The sequence below is a fragment of the Methanolobus tindarius DSM 2278 genome (assembly GCF_000504205.1).
Classification (GTDB): domain Archaea; phylum Halobacteriota; class Methanosarcinia; order Methanosarcinales; family Methanosarcinaceae; genus Methanolobus; species Methanolobus tindarius.
This window is the reverse complement of the sequence record NZ_AZAJ01000001.1, coordinates 1,431,825-1,451,963: the sequence shown is the minus strand read 5'-3', so window position 1 is coordinate 1,451,963 and position 20,139 is coordinate 1,431,825. Positions and strand designations below refer to the sequence as shown.

Genomic DNA, 20,139 nt, shown 5'->3' with positions numbered 1-20,139 from the left:
TAGAAAAAAAGCTCTAATGATTGTGTTTTTAAAATAAGAGAGTTTCCGGATGAATTATTTATAAACATCTACATCCGGAATAAAGTTTAATAAAATTATTAAAGAACGTTTATTCTTGTACGGTTTCCTGCACTGAGTTCAATCTCATCGTTGAATCCGGATTTTGAGTATGCATCGATTATCTCTATGTTAGTATCGATATCAAGCTCATCTACAAGAAGTGCATGATCTCCCCAGAGTGCGATGCGTATCCTTCCGGTGTCATCTGATACGTAGATGTTGGATACCATGTTCACTGTTCCATCATCACGGTTAAATTCTCTTATTTCTCCAAGACCTGAAACCTGTCCCGAAATGGAATATGATTCACCTGGAATAATGTCAGAGATTGAAGTGAAGCTTTCCTTGAATTCAACTTCATCGTCTGTTTTTTTGATAGTTCCACGGTTTCCTACCTGCATCTCAACCTGCTGGTTGAAGTTATTCTCTCTTGCATAGGCATTGATAATCTCTACAGTATCATCGATTTCAATCTGTTGTGTGAAGTCCGTAAGTTCATCCCAGAGGGTTACCCTTATTTTTCCTGTCTCATCACCAATGAGGAGGTTTGCAACCTTGCCTGTACCACCATCTCTTTTGTTGAATGTCCTGATGTCTGAAATGTCAAGTACCCTTGCACGCATGTTGATGTCACCCATGCCATTTACGATATCCTTGATCTGTTTGGACTCGATGCGGGCTTCTATTTTCTCATCGCTTTCGCAGAACACCCCATTGTTACCAACATTAACTTCAACACCGGAGTACCCTTCTTTTACATATCCTGCTATCTGGAATGTCTGTCCAATCTCAATCTCACCACTTTTTACAAGATCTGCCCTGTCATCCCATAATGTGAGGCGTATAGAACCTGTCTCATCAGCAACAATAAGATTTGCAACCCTGCCAACTGTACCATCGTTCCTGTTGAATTCCTTTGCAGGATAAACAGTCATTACTTTGGCTATGATCTTCACGTTACCGCTGTTTGGGGTAATGCCTGATATTTTCTGTATTTGCTGCTCTGAATCTGTATCGCTGACGCCAAGGTCATGTGCGACCAGCATAGCTGCTGTCCTTGTATCACAGAGTCCGCTCATCTGCTCTACTTTTTCTTCCACCTTGCGTGTAAAGTCATCTTTGCTGATGACGCCACCGAGTTTTTCATATATATCGTTTATCTCGTCCATGATAATACCCTGAAAATGAATAAAATAATATGGAAACCGAATAAAGTATTCTATTATATTTTAAATATCATTCTTTTATGTTAAACTAGTCTAAGTATTCCTCCAGATAAATTAATGTAACGAAAACGTTTGTAAATCTTCAAAATAGACTGCATTTTTAAGATGTCTTTAGTAGGCTTGTCTGTCTTATTTTATTAAGAGACTTGAGCATTTCTTGCGTTATTTTAATAACTTATATTAATTATGAGATGTATTTGCAAGATATCATGATCCGTAAATGTAAAGAGCATGGCTATTTCAGGGGAGAAAGCTGCCCTGACTGTGGAGACGAAGGACGTTATGTGCTGGATGATGATCGGGAAGAGAGGCTTGGGAGATTCATTTCCGGTGCGCTTAGACACTTCCCTGAAGATGTGGGTATTGAGATGGACCCGCAGGGATGGGTTGAACTGAACCAGCTCTGCGATGTCATGAAAAAGCGTTATAAGTGGGGTACAATGGAGCGTCTTATTTCTCTTGTTGAGTCTGACAGGAAAGGGCGCTACGAAATTGATGATGATTTTATCAGGGCAAGATATGGTCACTCAGTGGAAGTCGACCTGATATCCGAATACCCCGAAAATGATCTTTCTTATCTATATTACGGCGTAAGCCAGGAAGAAGCAGATATGCTCCTTGATAATGGAATTTATCCAATCAGGCAATGCTATGTGCACCTGAGTACTTCATTTGATAAGGCAAAAGAGGCTGCTTCAGTCCACACCGATAATCCGGTAATACTTGAAGTTGATGCAGAAACAGCACAGCAGGACGGAGTTGATATCGTTACTGTAAACGATGACATTGTTCTTGCAAGAGGCATTCCGCCTGAGTATATCAGCGTTGTAGAAGAATCCGGGGAATAATCTTATTCCACGGTAATCTCCACCGGACCTTTTTTCTTATCACCATAGTTGATGTCAAACCTTACATCAAGCATTTTCTCAGTTATATGCATATTTGTAAGGCAGTGCTTTGATACTTCCTTTACTGTGAAGAAACCTTCTCCTGCAAGTCCCATGTAAGGGATCAACTGGTCGGCAAGGTGTACATCGACTTCAGCCCCGAATAAAAGTTCATCAAGTATTTTCCTTGCCGCATGTTCTCTTACTTTTTCAGCAGGCAGCCCTCTCTTTCCTATACAGACAGAACCTTTAAGTCCTGACCACAAAGTGATGCCACTTCCGGTAGATTTGAAGTTGTCTGAAATGACATCAATGTGAGCTTCTTTGCCAATTTCCTCCAGTATCTCCATTGCAGAATTTGCCTGTCTTTTTGCAACGTGTTCAGGCAATCCGGAGCAGTGGGATATTCCGTGAATAATGTTATTTTCATTACTGTTTTCAGGTGTGTAATAGAATCCACTCAACCGGGAAGGGGTAATCTCAATTTCTGCAAATCCCGCTCCTTTTGGATAGTATCCACGCTCAATGAGTGTTATATTCGCCTGGTATCCCATCATTTCCAGTGCTTTTAATGTCACTTGCCTGAGGTAATCTATGGAAGGAGACCATGCAACGTCAGTTCCGCCGGAAATGAGTATTTTTGTTCTTTCTTTTGCAAAGATAGCTACAGGCATGATTGCCTGCATAAGAAGAGGGATGCTTCCGGCAGTTCCGATGGAAATAGTATCGTTAATCCCCCTTATTTCCGATGGAGAAAAGTATATATCAGTTGAACCGGGAAAAGCTCCCCTGATATCGGCATCGCATAACATTGCAGCAGTTTCTATGGACATTAAATGTTGAGGTTTTAGCCCTTCCTTTGGACGGTTTCGGCGTATGTTTGTTATATGAATGTCCTCTCCTGTAATTGCAGAAAGAGCCACGGCTGTCCTGAGTATCTGACCTCCTCCCTCGCCGTATGAACCGTCTATTTCTATCATGCTTTCTTTCTCATCTTTTTAAGCGCACCTTTTGCAGCAAACCCTGTAGGATCCTGAAGTGCGGAAACCGGTGGAGCATAGCAGGTCTCTATGTTTGCAAGCTCCTGAACCGTTGTTCTCTTTTTTATGGCAAGTGTGAGAGCATCAATGCGTTCCTTGACGCCTTCTCCTCCTACGACTTGAGCACCTATTAGATATTCATCCCTGAATATGAGTTTGATGAAAATTTTGCTTCCTCCCGGATAGTATTCAGCCCTTGTTGCACCGGTTGCAAGACCGGTTACTATTTTGATATCATTTTCTGCCGCTTTTTTTGATGTTATCCCGGTTGTTCCGACTTGAACTTCTCCGATTACCGCTACCCAGGGATTCAGTATCGGTTCAAATCTGACTGGTTTTGAAGTAAGGTTTTGTGTGATTGTTCCTGCCATCCTCCGCGCAGTGCTTGCTACCTGGCTTAACATTGGCTTTCCTGTAATGAGTTCCGGAACTTCGATGCATTCTCCTCCACAATAGATGTCAGGGTGGAATGTGCCTGAGACTGATGGGTGGAGATACTCATCAACTATTATTCCTCCGGTAGTTCCAATGTCAATTCCTGCGTTCAGTGCAAGTTCATTTTCAGGACTTACTCCTGTGGAGAATATCACAATATCTGCCGGAAAATCAGTTGAACCTATTGTTACGGAGCTGACCTTCTCTTCACCGTTAAGTGAAGTGGGAACGTATCCGGTGATGACATTCACACCCAGGGATTCAAGATGTTCCTGCACGGCTTCCGCCATGTCAGGGTCCACATTGTGAGACAGTATTGAGGAACTCCTGTTCAAAAGTATTGTATTTATGTTCCTTCGCGTGGTTGCAGCTGCCAGTTCGGCACCAATGGAGCCTCCTCCTATAATAACAACTGAGGACGCATTTTTGAGTGCTTCTTCTATTCTCATGGCATCTGTAAGTGTTCTGAGGGTAAACACATTTCCTAGGGAGGTTCCTGGGACATTGGTAGGTATCTTTGGTTTACTACCTGTTGCAATTACCAATTTGTCAAAATGATAGTCTTGTTTACCAGTTGTTACGGTGCGCTTCAAGATGTTTATTGAGTCTATCCTTGTTTTAAGGTGCAGATCGATACCCATGTCCTTAAAGAATTTGTTGTCTCTAAGCAGAAGTGTTTCAAAACTGTCTATTTCCCCGCTGATGACAAAAGGCATACCACATTGGCTGTAGGCAGTATGAACATCTGCAGAAAATACGCTTATTGAGTAATCGCTGTGGCGTGTGAGGCTTGTGGCAACAGCCATGCCGACTGCACCTCCACCAATTATTACTATTTTTTTATTTTCATCATTCTTTTTTTCCGGCATGCTCTTTTATAAGCTCGCATGAATATTAACTATGTTCCCTGAGCAAAATCGGGATTAGTAATCAAAAAAATTTGTGTTTTACGTTTAAAATATCCAACAATATGTAGAAAATGTCGACCCATAAGTTTATAAGAGTTTGAAATCTATTACTTAATGTAGTCATGATTATATGCCTACATGTTCGATATAATATAGATACTGTGAACGAGGGTATCTTTCAATAATACAAATATAGTTTAGTCATTCGTAATCACTACGATTCAAAAAGAATTATCTACCTAAAAGGTATTCATAACATCACAAGGTGCTTACAGGTCAAAAGCTGCAGGTATTCAATGAGGGATTTGGAAATACTGCTTATTGGCCATGCCATTAAACAGCTCCAGTAGTAGATGCATATGTTGCATGGTACTTACACTACTGTTGTTATTAGCTTGGCGTTGGTTTGGATTAAGTGGAAATCTTCATGTTTATTCATTGAAGTTGGAGTTTGAGTTATTTTAATTCAGGTTTCACAATTCAGACCTTCGCGACGATGACTTTTGGTAGTCAATACAACTTTTCTATTTTTGTATTCCGAATTGTTCCAGTGTCATCATCACAAATTCGGAGATTATCATATGCAAAATGCAGATACTACAAAATATATAATTCATTCTAAAATTAGCGCAGATGGAATAATAGAACGCCCTGATATAGTAGGTGCCATCTTTGGTCAGACCGAGGGTCTTCTTGGCTCTGATCTTGATCTTCGCGATCTTCAGAAAACAGGAAGGATCGGCAGGATAGAAGTTGTTGTTAATGCAAAAGGTGGAAAGACCAAGGGTACCATCCTTATTCCTTCAAGTCTTGACAAGGTTGAGACTTCAATTCTTGCAGCTTCACTTGAGACCATAGACAGAGTTGGTCCATGCAGTGCAAAGATAGAGGTAACTCATATAGAAGATGTCAGGGCTACCAAGCGCCATCAAATAATTGAGAGGGCCAAGTTTATTTTCAAAGGTATGTTCGATGAGAATCTTCCGGAATCCCAGGAGATCGCTGATGAAGTACGTCAGTCCGTAAGGGTGGAGGAGATGCAGTACTATGGAAAGAATAAGATTCCATGTGGTCCTACTGTGTTTGATTCTGATGCTATTATCGTAGTTGAAGGTCGTGCTGATGTTCTTAACCTTTTGAAATACGGTATTAAGAACACAATTTGTGTCGGCGGTACAAATGTTCCTCCTGAAGTTGCTGAATTTACAAGAAAGAAGGATACTGTGACTGCTTTCACTGATGGCGATCGCGGAGGAGAACTCATCATCAAGGAACTTGTACAGGTTGCTAACATTGATTACATTGCAAGGGCACCTGATGGAAAGAGTGTCGAGGATCTTGTACAGAAAGAGATCGTCAGATCCCTCAGGCAGAAAGTTCCTGTTGAGCAAGTAATTGACAAGTATGTTGTCAAGGATCAGGCTGCAGAAGACAATGGTCGTGTGCAGCGTTTACCAAAACGCAAGGAAAGAAGAGCTACTCCTTCCTCTGCGCCTGCTTCTGAAGTAAAGCGTGTTGGTACTTCTGCTGTAAAAAGAGCTCCAAGGGAGACCCGTGGAAGGGATAACAGAAAGAAGAGTCCAAGAGATCAGAAACCACGCGAAGATAGGGAGACAACTGAAAAGAAACCAGTAGTTCCTAAATCAAAAGTTCCAACTTCCCCTGAGAATAAAAGGTTCAAGAACCACGCAAATGATCTGATAGGTACTTTTAGTGCACGTTTCCTTGATGGCGGGGATAATGTTGTCAATGAGACTGCAGTCAGGGATCTTGTAAGTACTCTTAAGGATTATGAGTCTGAAGTCAAAACTGTCGTATTTGACGGAGTGGTCACTCAAAGGATACTTGATATCGCTGCAGATAAAGGCATAGAACGCCTTATAGGTGCAAAAGTAGGTAGTGTTACCAAAAGACCTGCTTCTGTAAAAGTGCTTACTGCTTCTTCATTGTAATTTCATGTACTGTGCTTGCGCACAGTATATATATTTATTATTTTTTATTGATTTTATTTTTGTATGTTTCTATTTTATTTGGGAGTATTTCTTGTAATTAATCATGATTAATCATTGACATAATTACGAAAACCTTATTTACTATATATGAGGAAGTCTTTTCCGGGGGAAATGCCTTTATTAGTAAATTTACCAACTACCATTAGTGCATTATTTTTAAGAGTGCACAAAAGAACAGCAAATATTTAATTTTCAAAACAGGTTGGTTGGTATGCATAAAGATGAATTAATACAGTTGCACACATTAATGGCACAGATTAGAAGACACTTTGAGCACATGGGCGTGGATAATTCATTCACGGAGTATGACTCATTATCCATAAGTCCTCTGCATGTTCACAGGAGCAAGGCAGAGCATAAACATGCAATCTTCGTTCTTGGAAACGACATTGCAGCGGCTCTTTCCCAGGATGATACTTCCGGAATAGGGAGGACATCAGAAAGGATGCATGAGCTCGCTATGAAGGCAGGCAGCCAGTTGGTAAATACTAACTAAGTAACTCCTCCTTTAACTTACCTTTACTTCTACTCGGAGACAAAGAATTAAAGCTGTAGTTAAAGGGATAATGATATTGATGGTGTCAGGCGCTTTTTCATTATGATGCCATCCTCCCCATCAGAATAATAGCCGTGTTGTATCCAACAGGCTATAAATTCTTTTCTTTTGTAAAATTCCTGAGCTCTTGTATTTGTAATTCTTACTTCAAGACTTGCAAATGTCAGAAACTTACACACAAACACTGAAAGAATAGCATCCATAAGCCGGGCACCAATTCCCATGCTTCTGAATCCTTCTCTAACGGCAAGAGAAAAGATACGTCCTTCGGTTTCAGATAGTTTATATCCTACAACAAAACCTGCTATGTAACCGTTGTATTCTGCAACAAGGAACCCTTCGCTGTTCATTTCGTAGAAGTTCATATAAAGAAAGGGATTATGCTCGGAGAAAGCCTGTGACTCAATCTCCAGAACCTCTTCGAAATCGGATGGTTCAAAGTTCCTTATTACTAACATCTGAAATCACTATTATTCGAGCTTTTTTACATGGCGCAGGTCAACTGCAACTCCACGACTAGATCTTCTCATCTCATCTCCGTTCATATTTGCTCTTCCGACTGCAATTGCTCTCTCTCCGGTGATTATAACCTCATCATTTGGCCTTATCAAAGGATCTGCATCTATTACTCCAGGTGCCAGAAGAGAGCCACGTGGAACAAAATCATCTATTTTAACGATATACCTGCCCTGGCCAACAAGGGCTTTTGCACCTTCTATGGTAATGGCCAGTGTTCCATATTGTGGTATAAGTGTTATTAGTTGCTTTTTCCCGACAAATATCTGGTGTTTTGGGAATGGTCCTTTAACAGTTGATCCTTCCGGAACAAGAATCTCTCCAGAGCCTTTGCCAAACTGGTAGTCTGAAACAGCTTTCATAAGGTCTTTCTGTGTCTGCTCATGACTACGCTTTCTTCCGGTGCAAAGTTCTGATACAGTATTGCTGAGACTTTTCAGTGATTCCGGTGATGACACATTTCCAAGGCTTGTATATATTATATCTATACCAAGCTTTTCTGCAACCATCTCGCATATTACACGGTAAGCATCCTCAACATGTGCAACTATACTCGTGTATTTGTGCTGGATAAGGTAATTCTCAAGACAGGATGCTACCCATCCTCTTTCCTCTGCATCCCAGTAACCTGTAACCGTTGTGTCATAGTGAGCAGCAGGATATGTGAGTTCCAGCTCCCTTGGCACTATTCCAAGCGGGGATGTGATTATCACTTCATGAACAAATTTTCTGCTCTTGCCAAGCGCATTGATGAATTTCCAGTGTGAATTGGACGTGGAATATGGCTTCCTCGCGGAACATGGCAGTAATAATAATACGTCTGATGCAGGCGGTGTGTATCTTTCCTGAATCCTTTTAGCAAATCTCACAATTTCTGCTCTGTTCTGTGATTCTCCGCAAGTGGCTACCAGTGTATTATTCCTTGCAATAGTATTCTGGCTTTCCACAAAGTTATACTCATCATCTGCAAGTCTCATAAGTGCTGTAAGCCATGTGTGCATTCTGCACTGTCCTTCAATATACTCGCGCAAGGTCCCTGCACGTATTCTTTCCCGAACAAGTGCAGCTTCTGCTTCCATAGCATTGATGTTGTGTTTTTCCAGAATTTCCGCCCGGCCTTTTTTATCCATTTCCCTGAGGCTTATAAGGTCAGTGGATGAGCAAGCACTGCATCTGCAAGGTAGTTCTGCAAGCGAATCAAGATAGAACTGGCCGGCAGTTGTAAGGTAAATGTCGTTGTGTCCGGCAACGATTGCTTTAGTATTATCAAAGACATCGATTCCGAGGTAAATCAGCATTGCCAGATTTTCAGGGGTGGCTATGTTAGGTGCATAAATTGCAGTATCAGGAGCTATGTCTTTTTTAATTTCAAAAAGCAGGCTGAGTAGATTTCGTGCATTGTTCTCAAAGCACCCGACTCCTTCCATGACGTACAGGTCATGTTCTTTTACCTGCTGTCCGGGGATGTAAATAGCTCCGGTTGCACCTGCATCCTGTATTTCTTCTGCTCCTTCAGCCATTTTAATTGTCAAGTTCCTTGGAGCTTCCGGTGTAAGATCCTGATGTGGGAGTATAATAAGAGAATCCTCTCCGGCTTTTTGTCTGATTTCCCTGAGATGATCCTTGGCCTCTTCTAAACTCGGATATTTCCATAGTGAACCTCCGTCAATGATTGGGCTTTCGGACTTATCCAGGCTTCTGGTATCTATAATATAAGGTGTCCGGATATCTTCCTTTAAAAGGAACTTTCCTATCCTTGCAGCACCGTCCCGTTGCTGTACCTCAAAGTATCGTGTCATTGCTGTGTAATAGATCTAGTTAGATGTAAATGTTTGCCCTCACCAAAAACTATAAATTATCCTATCCCACTTAAAAAACGATTCCATGCAAAAATCCGATTTACTTAAAAAACTGCAGGAAATAGTAGGAGATGAACATGTTTCCGCATCTGCTGCAGAACTTTATTGTTATTCATGTGACGCCTCGCAGATAAGAGGCATGCCAGATTTTGTAATCAGGCCTGTAAGTACTGAACAGATATCAAATATAGTCAGGCTTGCAAATGAGAATGAGATTCCTGTAACCGCAAGAGGCGCAGGTACAGGACTTGCCGGAGGAGCTGTTCCGGTAGAAGGCGGCATTGTACTTGATATGTCAGCCATGAACAGAATACTTGAAACAGACCTTGACAACCTTCAAGTGACTATCGAACCAGGTATTGTCCAGGAAAAATTAAATCAGGCGCTTGAACCATCCGGTCTTTTTTTCCCACCAGATCCTGGAAGTTCAGCAATGTGTACCCTTGGTGGGCTTATTGCAAATAACGGAAGTGGAATGCGATCTGTAAAATACGGCACTACCCGTAATTATGTTCTTGGACTTGAAGTTGTCCTTGCAGACGGTACTGTGATCAATACAGGTTCCAAAGCATCAAAATCAGTTGCAGGTTATTCACTAACTGACTTATTTGTAGGTTCTGAAGGCACACTTGGAATTATCACAAAAGCAACATTAAGGCTCAGGGCACTTCCAAAGGAGCGCTCTGTATTGCTTGCTTCCTTTGAAGATCCTGAACTGGCCGGACAGGCAGTAGTAAAAGTCCTCTCATCAGGAATTGTTCCTTCTGCATGTGAAATTCTTGACAGGAACATTATAGAGGCAATTAACACATTTGATCCTAAAATCGGCTTGCCAAAAGCAGGTGCCATCCTGATGTTCGAGGTAGATGGAACCGAGAACACGGTTCGTGAAGGAATTGAGATGATTAAGGATGCGTGTAGCACCCTTGCAACAAGCATCAGGGCAGCTTCTGACAAGAAGGAAAGAGATGAGATATGGGCTGCCAGAAGACTTGTTGGTGCGGCAGTTTCAAGGCTGGATCCACTACGCACACGTGTTTATGTAGGAGAGGACATCGGTGTCCCGATAAAAGAGCTTCCCGGAATGCTTCACAAGGTACGAGAGATTTCAGAAGAGTTCAAACTTCCTATAATGACTTACGGTCATATAGGAGATGGAAACCTTCACACAGGAATGTGCATCGATGTGCTCAGTGATGAAGAATGGGAGAAGCTGAACAAGGCTGCAGACAAGATTCACCGCACTGCTATAGGTATTGGTGGAACAGTTACTGCCGAGCATGGAGTTGGCAGTGCCAGGGCAGACTACCTTGAACTTGAACTTGGAAAGGCACTTGATGTAATGATATTGATTAAAAACGCACTGGACCCGAAGGGTATTATGAACCCGGGTAAAATGGGGGTCTGAAAATGAACGATGAAGACATGCGTTCAATACTGAAATGTGTACGTTGCGGTACATGCCGTGCAGTGTGCCCTGTTTTTGACGTGAACGGCTGGGAATCATCAGGATCCCGTGGTCGCATGCTTGTAGCTCATGGAATATCCCAGGGACTTGAAGTTGACCAGGGTGTTCTGGATAGTATTAACACGTGTACGACATGCGGGCTTTGTGAGGAAATATGCCCATCAGGAGCATCTCCTGTAAATGTTATAGAAAATATCAGGCACCAGCTTGTGCTTCAGGGTAAAATGACGGATGCACAGAAGCTTATACGTGCAGATGCACTTGAAAAAGGAAACCCGCTTGGTGAATCCAAAGAGAGGATGGCATGGCTCGGAGATTCCAGAAACGATCTTCAAGAGAAGTCAGAATACGTATTCTTTGCAGGTTGTCTTGCATCTTACCGCTATCCTGAAATAACGAAGAAAACTTTCGATATCCTGAGGAAGTTCGGAGTAACCGTACTTGAGGAAGAGGTTTGCTGTGGTTCTCCTCTTCTGAGAACTGGCTCTGACCCATCCGAGCTTATGTCAAAGAACCTTGAGCAGATCAAAAAGATAGGTGCCCACACGGTTATCACAGGCTGTGCAGGTTGTTACACAACCCTGAAAAACGATTTCCCTGAAGAGCTGAATGTTCTCCATGTGACGGAGTTCCTTGCAGACCGCCTTTCTGAAATGGACCTGAAGAAACTTGACCTGAAAGTCACCTATCATGATCCATGTCATCTTGGAAGGTGCAATGGTGTATTCGATGCCCCAAGGCAGCTAATAAAAGCAGTCTGTTATCTTGAGGAGATGAAAAGCAACAGGGAGAAATCCAAATGTTGCGGAGCAGGTGGTGGAGTCTTAAAAGGTTATCCTGAACTCTCACTTGAGCTCTCAAAGAACAGGCTTGAAGAGATTCCAAAAGACGTTGATTATCTTGTAACTGCATGCCCGCTTTGCCGCACAAATCTTAAACGTGGCGGACCAAGGGTTGATGTGCTCGATATTATCGACCTGCTTGAAATGGCTATGGAATAGCCATTTTAGTTTTCTTTTAACTATTTTTGAAAATCTAATTTTTAAAAAAGATTAAGAGCATGTAGTTTATGCTCTCTTAATCTTCCTTCCTAGCACCAGGGCAAACACTGCTCCTAAAGCACCAAATCCCGGAGTTGGAAGACTGTTTTCAGCAGCAGTACTCGTCTCTTCAATATCTTCCTGTACTGATTCCAGTTCTGTATCCTCGTATCCGTTCATCTCTCTAAGCTCTGAATAATCAAGGTTCAGTCTTTTACTCACAAGATATGCAGGATATTGCCCGGACTCGGTGTTTCCTCCCAGAACTTCATAAACTATGCAGGAACCATCATCTGACCAGTAGACTTCATACATTATTGACTTCTCCCACTCCATTGGTGTAGCTTTAGTACTTTCTATATAGAAGGGAGTGAGTTCTCTGTGAAGTAGAGTGTTATTATTAACAGAACAGATATCTATTGCATACCGGGCATTTCTTCCACCTTCGAAGAAAACTGCCCTGGGTGCTGCGTACATCTTACTGTCTGGTGAAAAAGCAACTCCATAATAGCCCTTTGTAATTATGTTCTTAATATTGGTCTCTGTTCCTGTAACAGTAGAGTTTATGACAAAATCTTCAATACCCACTCCCCCGTCCGAATCCAGTGCCTTTTTATAAACGCTGTAATTGCCATCCGGACTTATAGTTGTTCTTGGAGTAAGTCTATAATGCAGGTGTATTTGTGAATGTTCACCGTCCTCGCTGTAGACTACAATCTGATGTGCTTCTATGCTATCAGGATTGGTGTACGATTTGGCATAGAACATACTCTCGGTCACAGTCTCATCAATGCTTATTACCGGGCTCGCCGTAGAGGCAGATGCCGGGATAATAAGTAACAATATCAATATTGGTACCAACAACTTATACTTCATAGTATAACTTCCATTTTTCTTTAAAATATATACGTATGAAGTACAGTAAACTTATATTGCTTAAAAAGATAACGATTTTATCTTGTAATGTAAATGGTAATTAGTATTACCACCCACGTTTCCCTCCTTTCTTACGGCTTATAAGGCAGTTCCATGAGTTTCCCACAAGGTCAAGCCTATCAGCACGTTTCAGTCCTTCATAGACCAGATTATAATTTCCGGGTTCACGGTAATGAAGCATTGCTCTTTGTATACTCTTTTCTTTCTGGGAAGTTGCCACGTATATCTTCTTCCCTGTGAACGGATCGATTCCCGTGTGGAACATGCATGTTGCCGCTGTCATAGGCGTGGGTGTGAAATCCTGAACTTGTTTGGTATAGCGGCCGGTGTCCCGGATGTATTCGGCAGTTTCTATCATATCATTTAGTGTGCATCCTGGGTGGCTTGACATGAGAAAAGCTACAAGATACTGGTCCTTGCCAAGTTTCTTGTTTATTTCTTTGTATTTCTCTTCAAATCTCTCGAACACTTCCCTGTCAGGTTTCTTCATGGAATCAGTGACTCTGTCACAGTAATGTTCAGGTGCAACCTTCAATTGCCCGCTGACGTGATGGGCACATAGCTCTTCCATGTATTCTTCATCAAGAAGTGCGAGGTCATATCGCACACCATAGCCGACAAAAACCTTTTTGATTCCCGGAAGTTCCCTGAGCCTGCGCATAAGCTCGATGAGTTTCTTGTGGCTTGTATTAAGTGATGGACATGCTTTCGGATAGATGCATATCTTCTCTTTGCATACTCCTTTGTCTTCCCAGTTCTTGCAGTCCATTCCATACATATTTGCAGACGGGCCGCCAAGTCCGTTTATAGTTCCTTTGAACTCTTTTATTCTGGTGAATCTTTCTGCTTCCCTGAGGATAGATTCCATGCTGCGGCTGCGTATCATCCTTCCCTGGTGCAGTGCAATGGCACAGAAAGAACATGCACCGAAACAACCTCTGTGAGTGTTGATAGAGAATCTTACCATATCAAGCGCAGGAACTGGTTCGTCATATGAAGGATGAGACTCTCTGGTAAATGGAAGTTCATAAACGTGGTCCAGTTCTTCTGTCGTGAGTGGACGCATGGGTTTATTCTGTATAATAACTGTTTTAGGATGAACCTGGATTATGGCATGTCCATTAATGTGGTTCTGTTCATGGTAAACAGTCTTGAATGTGCTTGCGTAGAGTTCCTTATTCTTTGAAACTTCAACATAAGGTGGTATTTCTATGCGGGTCTCAAGCAACTTCTCTTTTTTCTCTTTCCATGTTTTGATATCCATTTTCCAGACAGTTCCGTCAATGTCTGTAATATCTGAAACAGGAATTCCTTTGTTGAGCCTGTCTGCAATTTCAACTATCTGAAGCTCTCCCATTCCGTAGACAATCAGGTCTGCCGGTGCGTCTGCAAGTATTGACTGGCGTACTTTGTCAGACCAGTAGTCGTATTGTGCAAAACGGCGAAGTGAAGCTTCAATCCCTCCAATGATTCTCGGAGTATCGGGGTAAGCTTCTTTCAGACGGTTGGAGTAAACAATTGATGCGCGGTTAGGTCTTAGTCCTGCCTTGTTTCCGGGGGAATATGCATCATCATGTCTGAGTCGTTTTGATGGTGTGTAGTTACTCACCATCGAATCTGTATTTCCGGCACTTATAGCAAAGAATAGTCGTGGTTTTCCAAGTTTCCTGAAATCTTCAACATCATCCCATTTTGGCTGTGCAATAACTCCTACTCTGTAGCCTGCATCTACCAGGACTCTGCCAATAATGCTGGTTCCAAATCCGGGATGGTCCACATATGCGTCACCTGTGACAATAATAACATCAAGTTCATCCCAGCCTTTCTTTTTTGCATCTTCAAGGCTCATGGGCAGAAATTTGGAAGGGTCTGCCATTTTGTCTTTCTTGCCACTCTTATTTCTTTTATGTTTCATATTTTATCCTTACATCAACATACTTTTAGACATGCGCAGGGAGAGTTGTATCTGTGTGTTTACGTCATTTGATGTCACTTCACCGTGTCCCGGATAAAGTGTTTTGACATTCAGTTCTACAAGTTTGTTAATTGAATTTGTTAAATGGTTGCGGTTGCCACCCTGAAAATCAGTACGGCCTATGCTGCCATTTGGAAATACTGTGTCACCTGAAAAAAGGCTCTTTGAATTTGCTTCATAGAGGCAGATTCCTCCCGGTGTGTGTCCGGGTGTGTGGATGACTTCCAGTTCCTCATTATTTCCTATGGGTATCCTGTCGCCTTCTTCCAGAATCTTGTCCGGTTTTATTGCAGGTGCTTTATTTCCAAACATTGCTGCTGCACTGATTGTGTCATTGCTCAGAAGCGGCTCATCGTCTTTGTGAATTGCTATTTTTGCACCACTCATGTCTGCTATTGCCTGTGCAGATGCCGTATGGTCGTAGTGACAATGTGTAAGAATAATGAGTTCGAGATCTTCGATGTCAATGTTTTCTTTGATAGCAGAGATAAGTCCATCTGTGCTCATCCCGGTATCTATCAGTATTTTTCCGTTGATGAGGTATGAGTTAGCATCATAAAGTCCGATGATAAAATGTTTGACTTGCATGTGTATTCTCCTGTACAGAAAAGTCTATTTTATAGCTTAAAAGCTTAAATTTAGAGCTCAAATGCCCTGCGGGTATTTTGCATTGTCGCCTTAGCAATTTCAGCTTCGTCTATTCCTTTTATTAGTGATATGGCAGGAACCGAGTCTCTGACAAAGGCAGGTTCATTGCGCCCTTTGCGTGGTGAAAGGTATGGGCTGTCAGTTTCAATGAGCATATTCTCAAGAGGCAGATTCTTTGCTATTTCTTTATGATGATCTGAAAAGCACACAAGGGTTGGAACTGAAACATAGTGGCCTGCATCAACGATGTCTTTCATGGTCTCAATGCTACCGCCGTAACAATGGAATACAACTCTTTCAAGATCCCTTGTCATCTCAAGCGCAAGTTCTTCTCCGTCCCTGCCGTGTATTACAAGGGTTTTGTTGTACCTGTCTGCAATATCAATGACTTTTTGGAATACTTCTTTTTGTTTCTGTTTTCCTGCTTCATCAGTACAGTAGTAAAAGTCAAGTCCGGCTTCGCCGATTCCAATTGCTTTGTCAACATTGCGTTCTATCTGGGCAAGTATCTGGTTAATTTTTTCATCGTTTGCCTCGGGAACCATCTGGGGGCTAAGACCCAGGGTCGCATGGATAAAATCGTACTTTTTTGCAAGTTCCAGTGAATTGGCATTGGTTTTGTAGTCGATGCCGGAGTTTATCATTAAAGCTACTCTGCTGTCTTTTGCCCTCATGATTGTCTCGTGTCTGTCCTTGTTAAATTTAGGAAAATCAAGGTGACAGTGAGAATCTATAACTTCATAATTCATGTGTATCTGCTCAGAATTATGAGTTCATTATATAGATACTATGGATATGACATTTTTAATTGCATGTACATTAAAATAAGAGAGAAAAAAGAAGGATTTGAAATACCCTCCTTTAACAAGAGAGTATTTTTTAAATATGGATCTTTTCTGCATTTTCAAGTTCAAGCTCTAACTCTTCTTCGGAGTATTCTCTTAATTCAATGTGTTCTTCATCAAGAACATCTTTTGTTGAATCTTCTATTTCAGGAATATCTAGTTCTGAATATTTGATTGCTTCTTTGTTCTCATGGTGCAAATCTTCGATTTTGAACTTTGTAATTGTGTTCATAAGTTTTTCAGCCATGCCGGAAAGATGCCGGGCAGATTGTGCAAGTTCTTCCATTGTCTCATTCTGTTGCTGTATTGCAAAAGTAGTATTCTCTGTTCCGGATGCCGATTGTTGTGTTATTGATGCAACCTCATCAATGGATGAGGATATCTCCTGTATGGATGCGGACTGCTCCTGTGCTGCTGCTGCTATGTCCTGCACAAGGATTGCAATATTATTTCCTGATTCCACTACTTGTTCAATTACAGTGGCTGCTTCATTCAGCGCTTCCGCACCATTTGATACTTCTTCAGTCCCATGCTGCATAGACTCCACTGCATTATTTGTGCCCTCCTGTATCTCATGTATAAGGTCTGCTATCTGGTTTGCAGCATTTCCTGAGTTTTCTGCAAGTTTTCTGACTTCATCGGCAACAACAGCAAAACCTTTGCCATGTTCGCCTGCACGTGCGGCTTCAATGGCAGCATTTAGCGCAAGCAGGTTTGTCTGGTCTGCAATACTTGTAATAAGATTGACTATCTCCCCTATCTGCTTGGATTTACTGTCCAGATTCATAATGGTTTCTGCAGATTCAGATGATGATGTTTTGATTTTGTCCATTTTGTACAACAGATCTTCTGTGATGGTTTTAAGGCTGCCAATTACATCATTGCATCCTTTTGCGTCATCTGCAGCTTTTTGGGAATTATTAGCTACTTCCTGAACGGCTTCAGTCAGGTCAAACATTGCTTTTGCCACATCTTCGGATTTGGTCGATTGAATAGTGGTGCCATTTGATATTTCCTGTATAGAGTCTGATATTTCATTACTTGATGCAGATATGCCTTCAGAGGATGATGATATTTCTTCTGCAGTTCTGGAAAGAAGCGATGAGCTCGAGTATACATCACCAATGAGCCCTTTTAGATTGTTTTGCATTGACTTTACTGATTCTGCCAGCAAACCAAGTTCGTCTGTTGAATCTGTTTCTATGTCAACTGTAAGATCACCGGATGATATTTTTTCTGTAACATCAAGCATGTCTTCAATGGGTTTTGTCATTGTTTTGGCAAAATAGCGTGCAATGTAAGCAACGGCAATTCCTGAAATTATCAGACTAACTATATACATATTTTTAAGGGTCGTCAGGTTTTCGTATGAATTATTTTCAATTGCGTAACTTACCTGAGTGTAACTGATTGCTGAGACTATTAATAAAGGAATGAGACTTGCCAATAGCATAACGATGGCCAATTTTCTTCCTATCATCATGTTTTTTAATATATCCACTAAAGATCCTCTCCCAATTTCCGCATTAAGCGATGTTATGTTGTGTAAACTAAATGTGCATATTTGTGCAACAAATAAGCATACATAAATTATACAAATATATTTATATATAAAATTATCTTTTTTGTGATATTTATTCAGGCAGTCCCTGAAAATATGGTGTATGTATTGAAGAAGAAAATTTCATTTCAGTGATTTTAATAGCAAATTCATTGCGGCACCATATGTTAAAAAAAGTAGAACCGTGAATTCACGGTTCAGTTAAAACCAGTTTATTCCATGTTCCAGAGTTTCTTCTTATCAAGAAGCAGGTTGATGGCAGTTATGAGTGCATCTACTGATGCTGTTGCGATGTCTGTGCTGGCGGATTGTGCACTGGCAACACGTCCTTCTTCGTCCTGGACTGAAATCGTTACTTCAGCAAGCGCATCACTTCCACCTGTAATTGCTTCTAGACTGAAGTCGCGCACTTTTACTTTGGTGTATCCGCCGATCATATGTTCTACTGCTTTGAGTGCAGCATCGATTGGCCCAACACCATAATTGGATGCTACAGCTTCTTCGTCTCCGATCTTTGCCCTGACAACTGCCGTTGGTGTTGTGAGGTTGCCTGTCATTACAGAGAATTCTTTCAGGACGATGGTCTCGCTGCCGAGGTTTCTGCCGAGCACGGTTGATGCGACTGCCCGCAGGTCTGCGTCACAGATGCGCTTGCCTCTGTTTGCAATATCCTTTATCCTGGTAAGTATCTCATCCAGCTGTTCCTCGTTGGTTTCGATGCCCATCTCTTCCAGGGATTTTTTGACAGCATGTCTTCCTGCGTGTTTTCCAACAACAATACGACGTCTGTGACCTACCATCTCTGGGGTCATGATGCCGGGCTCAAAGGTGTCAGCTTTTTCAAGGACTCCGTGGGTATGAATTCCGGATTCATGCGCAAATGCGTTATCTCCAACAATTGGTGTGTTGGCCGGCATGTGTATTCCTGAATAATTTTCCACCATTTTTGCTGTTTCAAGGAGATATTCTGTCTTGATATTGGTTTTTGCTCCATATATCGAGTGCAGACACATTACTACTTCAGCGAGGTTTGCATTTCCTGCACGTTCTCCTATTCCGTTCACTGTTACCTGAATCTGGCTAGCGCCTGCTTCTGCAGCCATAAGGCTGTTTGCAACTGCAATTCCGAAGTCGTTATGACAGTGTACGTCTATAGGTATGTTTATTTCACTGTTGATATTCCTTATGAGCTCGTACATTGAGGACGGTGACATTACTCCGACTGTATCGGGTACGTTTACGATATCACAACCTGCTTCTTCTACGGCTTTGTACACTTCTATCAGATAATCGAGATCTGTCCTTGTAGCGTCCATGGCTGAGAACATACATTTTGCACCGTGGTCCTTGATGTAGTCTACAGCGTTGACAGCCATTGAAAGCACTTCTTCCCTGCTTTTCTTTATAGTATGTATCCTCTGGATGTCTGATGTGGATACAAAGGTGTGTATCATATCAACATTACAATCTATACATGCATCCAGATCTTTGGTAAGGACGCGGGCAAGACCACAGACATCGAGACTGAGTCCTTCGTTGGCTATGGCTCGAACATTTTGCTTTTCGCCTTCCGAAGAGACTGGGAAACCAGCTTCGAGCACATCAACACCAAGTTTGTCCAGTTGCTGGGCAATCTTAAGTTTTTGCTCGTTGGTGAGTGATACGCCAGGTGTTTGTTCACCGTCGCGCAGTGTCGTGTCAAAAATAGTCTTGTGTTTATCTATAAGCGGTTTATCGCTGTAAAAAGCGATCCCTCAGTTCTACGGTTGAATTCATGATAATCACATTGCCTTATAACTTATCTTATAAATATTCTCCGCAAAGGAGATGAATCTTTCTCTAAATATCTTTCATGGATGGAATACTAATCCGTTCCTCCGCAACGCTTATATAGTAAGCCTGTTATGTAAGGGTGCTCGTGAGGAGCCCGGTGATGCGGCCAACGCATCACGAAAATGAGCTTATATCAGAGCAAAAGATGAAGTAACAAATTTCATTTCATCAGGCAGGTGTGTTCAAAGGTCCATCCTTTGGCTTCGAACCGGGTGTTCGAAAGCCTTATATACGATGGTAACCTTTGAAAGAGTCCGCGCAAATCGCGCGAAAACACTTACAATCACCGCCTTACAAGTGGAGACAGAAGTTTTTTCTGTCTGACGTTGGATTT

Annotated in this window: 16 protein-coding genes; 5 read left to right on the top strand and 11 right to left on the bottom strand. The window is 41.8% G+C overall.

The genetic code is table 11. The features are described 5' to 3' along the window. Positions 1-98: 98 nt before the first annotated feature. On the bottom strand, positions 99-1,229 hold the full coding sequence (locus METTI_RS07085) for an OB-fold nucleic acid binding domain-containing protein (RefSeq protein ID WP_023845135.1): 1,131 nt from the start codon (positions 1,227-1,229) through the stop codon (positions 99-101). Positions 1,230-1,495: 266 nt separating this feature from the next. On the opposite strand from METTI_RS07085, the gene METTI_RS07080 reads away from it, so the two are divergent. Beyond that, on the top strand, positions 1,496-2,134 hold the full coding sequence (locus tag METTI_RS07080; protein ID WP_023845134.1) for an RNA 2'-phosphotransferase: 639 nt from the start codon (positions 1,496-1,498) through the stop codon (positions 2,132-2,134). 2 nt (positions 2,135-2,136) lie between these two features. Here METTI_RS07080 and rtcA read toward each other — a convergent pair whose 3' ends face one another. Both rtcA and METTI_RS07070 read right to left on the bottom strand, forming a co-directional pair. Beyond that, positions 2,137-3,153 carry an RNA 3'-terminal phosphate cyclase gene (gene rtcA / locus METTI_RS07075; RefSeq protein WP_023845133.1) on the bottom strand — a complete coding sequence of 339 codons (1,017 nt, stop codon included), beginning with the start codon at positions 3,151-3,153 and terminating at the stop codon, positions 2,137-2,139. After that, positions 3,150-4,517, bottom strand: coding sequence for an NAD(P)/FAD-dependent oxidoreductase (locus METTI_RS07070; RefSeq protein ID WP_023845132.1), 1,368 nt, complete (start codon positions 4,515-4,517; stop codon positions 3,150-3,152). Before METTI_RS07070 ends, rtcA begins: the two co-directional genes overlap by 4 nt. A gap of 620 nt (positions 4,518-5,137) precedes the next feature. Here METTI_RS07070 and dnaG point away from each other — a divergent pair. Together dnaG and METTI_RS07060 are read left to right on the top strand one after the other, a co-directional pair. Then, positions 5,138-6,508, top strand: coding sequence for a DNA primase DnaG (gene dnaG / locus METTI_RS07065; protein WP_023845131.1), 1,371 nt, complete (start codon positions 5,138-5,140; stop codon positions 6,506-6,508). Positions 6,509-6,779: 271 nt separating this feature from the next. Continuing rightward, the gene (locus METTI_RS07060; protein ID WP_023845130.1) at positions 6,780-7,064 is read left to right on the top strand and encodes a UPF0058 family protein; all 285 of its coding nucleotides are present in this window, start codon (positions 6,780-6,782) and stop codon (positions 7,062-7,064) included. A gap of 59 nt (positions 7,065-7,123) precedes the next feature. Here METTI_RS07060 and METTI_RS07055 read toward each other — a convergent pair whose 3' ends face one another. Beyond that, a complete protein-coding gene (locus METTI_RS07055) occupies positions 7,124-7,582 on the bottom strand; it encodes a GNAT family N-acetyltransferase (RefSeq protein ID WP_023845129.1) in 459 nt (152 codons plus the stop codon). A gap of 12 nt (positions 7,583-7,594) precedes the next feature. Continuing rightward, positions 7,595-9,439, bottom strand: coding sequence for an archaeosine synthase subunit alpha (arcS, locus tag METTI_RS07050; RefSeq protein ID WP_023845128.1), 1,845 nt, complete (start codon positions 9,437-9,439; stop codon positions 7,595-7,597). 85 nt (positions 9,440-9,524) lie between these two features. Here arcS and METTI_RS07045 point away from each other — a divergent pair, with 85 nt between their 5' ends. After that, on the top strand, positions 9,525-10,907 hold the full coding sequence (locus tag METTI_RS07045) for an FAD-binding oxidoreductase (RefSeq protein WP_023845127.1): 1,383 nt from the start codon (positions 9,525-9,527) through the stop codon (positions 10,905-10,907). A 2-nt stretch (positions 10,908-10,909) separates the two neighbouring features. Beyond that, a complete protein-coding gene (locus tag METTI_RS07040) occupies positions 10,910-11,968 on the top strand; it encodes a (Fe-S)-binding protein (RefSeq protein WP_023845126.1) in 1,059 nt (352 codons plus the stop codon). A 66-nt stretch (positions 11,969-12,034) separates the two neighbouring features. On the opposite strand, the gene METTI_RS07035 is transcribed toward METTI_RS07040, so the two are convergent. From METTI_RS07035 to METTI_RS07010, 6 genes are all read right to left on the bottom strand, one after another. Next, positions 12,035-12,883, bottom strand: coding sequence for a TolB-like translocation protein (locus METTI_RS07035; RefSeq protein ID WP_023845125.1), 849 nt, complete (start codon positions 12,881-12,883; stop codon positions 12,035-12,037). Positions 12,884-12,989: 106 nt separating this feature from the next. Then, complete coding sequence (locus METTI_RS07030; RefSeq protein WP_048135913.1) at positions 12,990-14,792, bottom strand: YgiQ family radical SAM protein; 1,803 nt, start codon at positions 14,790-14,792, stop codon at positions 12,990-12,992. A 75-nt stretch (positions 14,793-14,867) separates the two neighbouring features. Continuing rightward, on the bottom strand, positions 14,868-15,506 hold the full coding sequence (locus METTI_RS07025; RefSeq protein ID WP_023845123.1) for an MBL fold metallo-hydrolase: 639 nt from the start codon (positions 15,504-15,506) through the stop codon (positions 14,868-14,870). Between the two features lie 50 nt (positions 15,507-15,556). Further along, positions 15,557-16,315 carry a TatD family hydrolase gene (locus tag METTI_RS07020; protein ID WP_023845122.1) on the bottom strand — a complete coding sequence of 253 codons (759 nt, stop codon included), beginning with the start codon at positions 16,313-16,315 and terminating at the stop codon, positions 15,557-15,559. A 130-nt stretch (positions 16,316-16,445) separates the two neighbouring features. Beyond that, the gene (locus tag METTI_RS07015) at positions 16,446-17,912 is read right to left on the bottom strand and encodes a methyl-accepting chemotaxis protein (RefSeq protein ID WP_023845121.1); all 1,467 of its coding nucleotides are present in this window, start codon (positions 17,910-17,912) and stop codon (positions 16,446-16,448) included. A 272-nt stretch (positions 17,913-18,184) separates the two neighbouring features. Continuing rightward, the gene (locus METTI_RS07010; protein WP_048135262.1) at positions 18,185-19,696 is read right to left on the bottom strand and encodes a 2-isopropylmalate synthase; all 1,512 of its coding nucleotides are present in this window, start codon (positions 19,694-19,696) and stop codon (positions 18,185-18,187) included. Positions 19,697-20,139 lie beyond the last annotated feature (443 nt).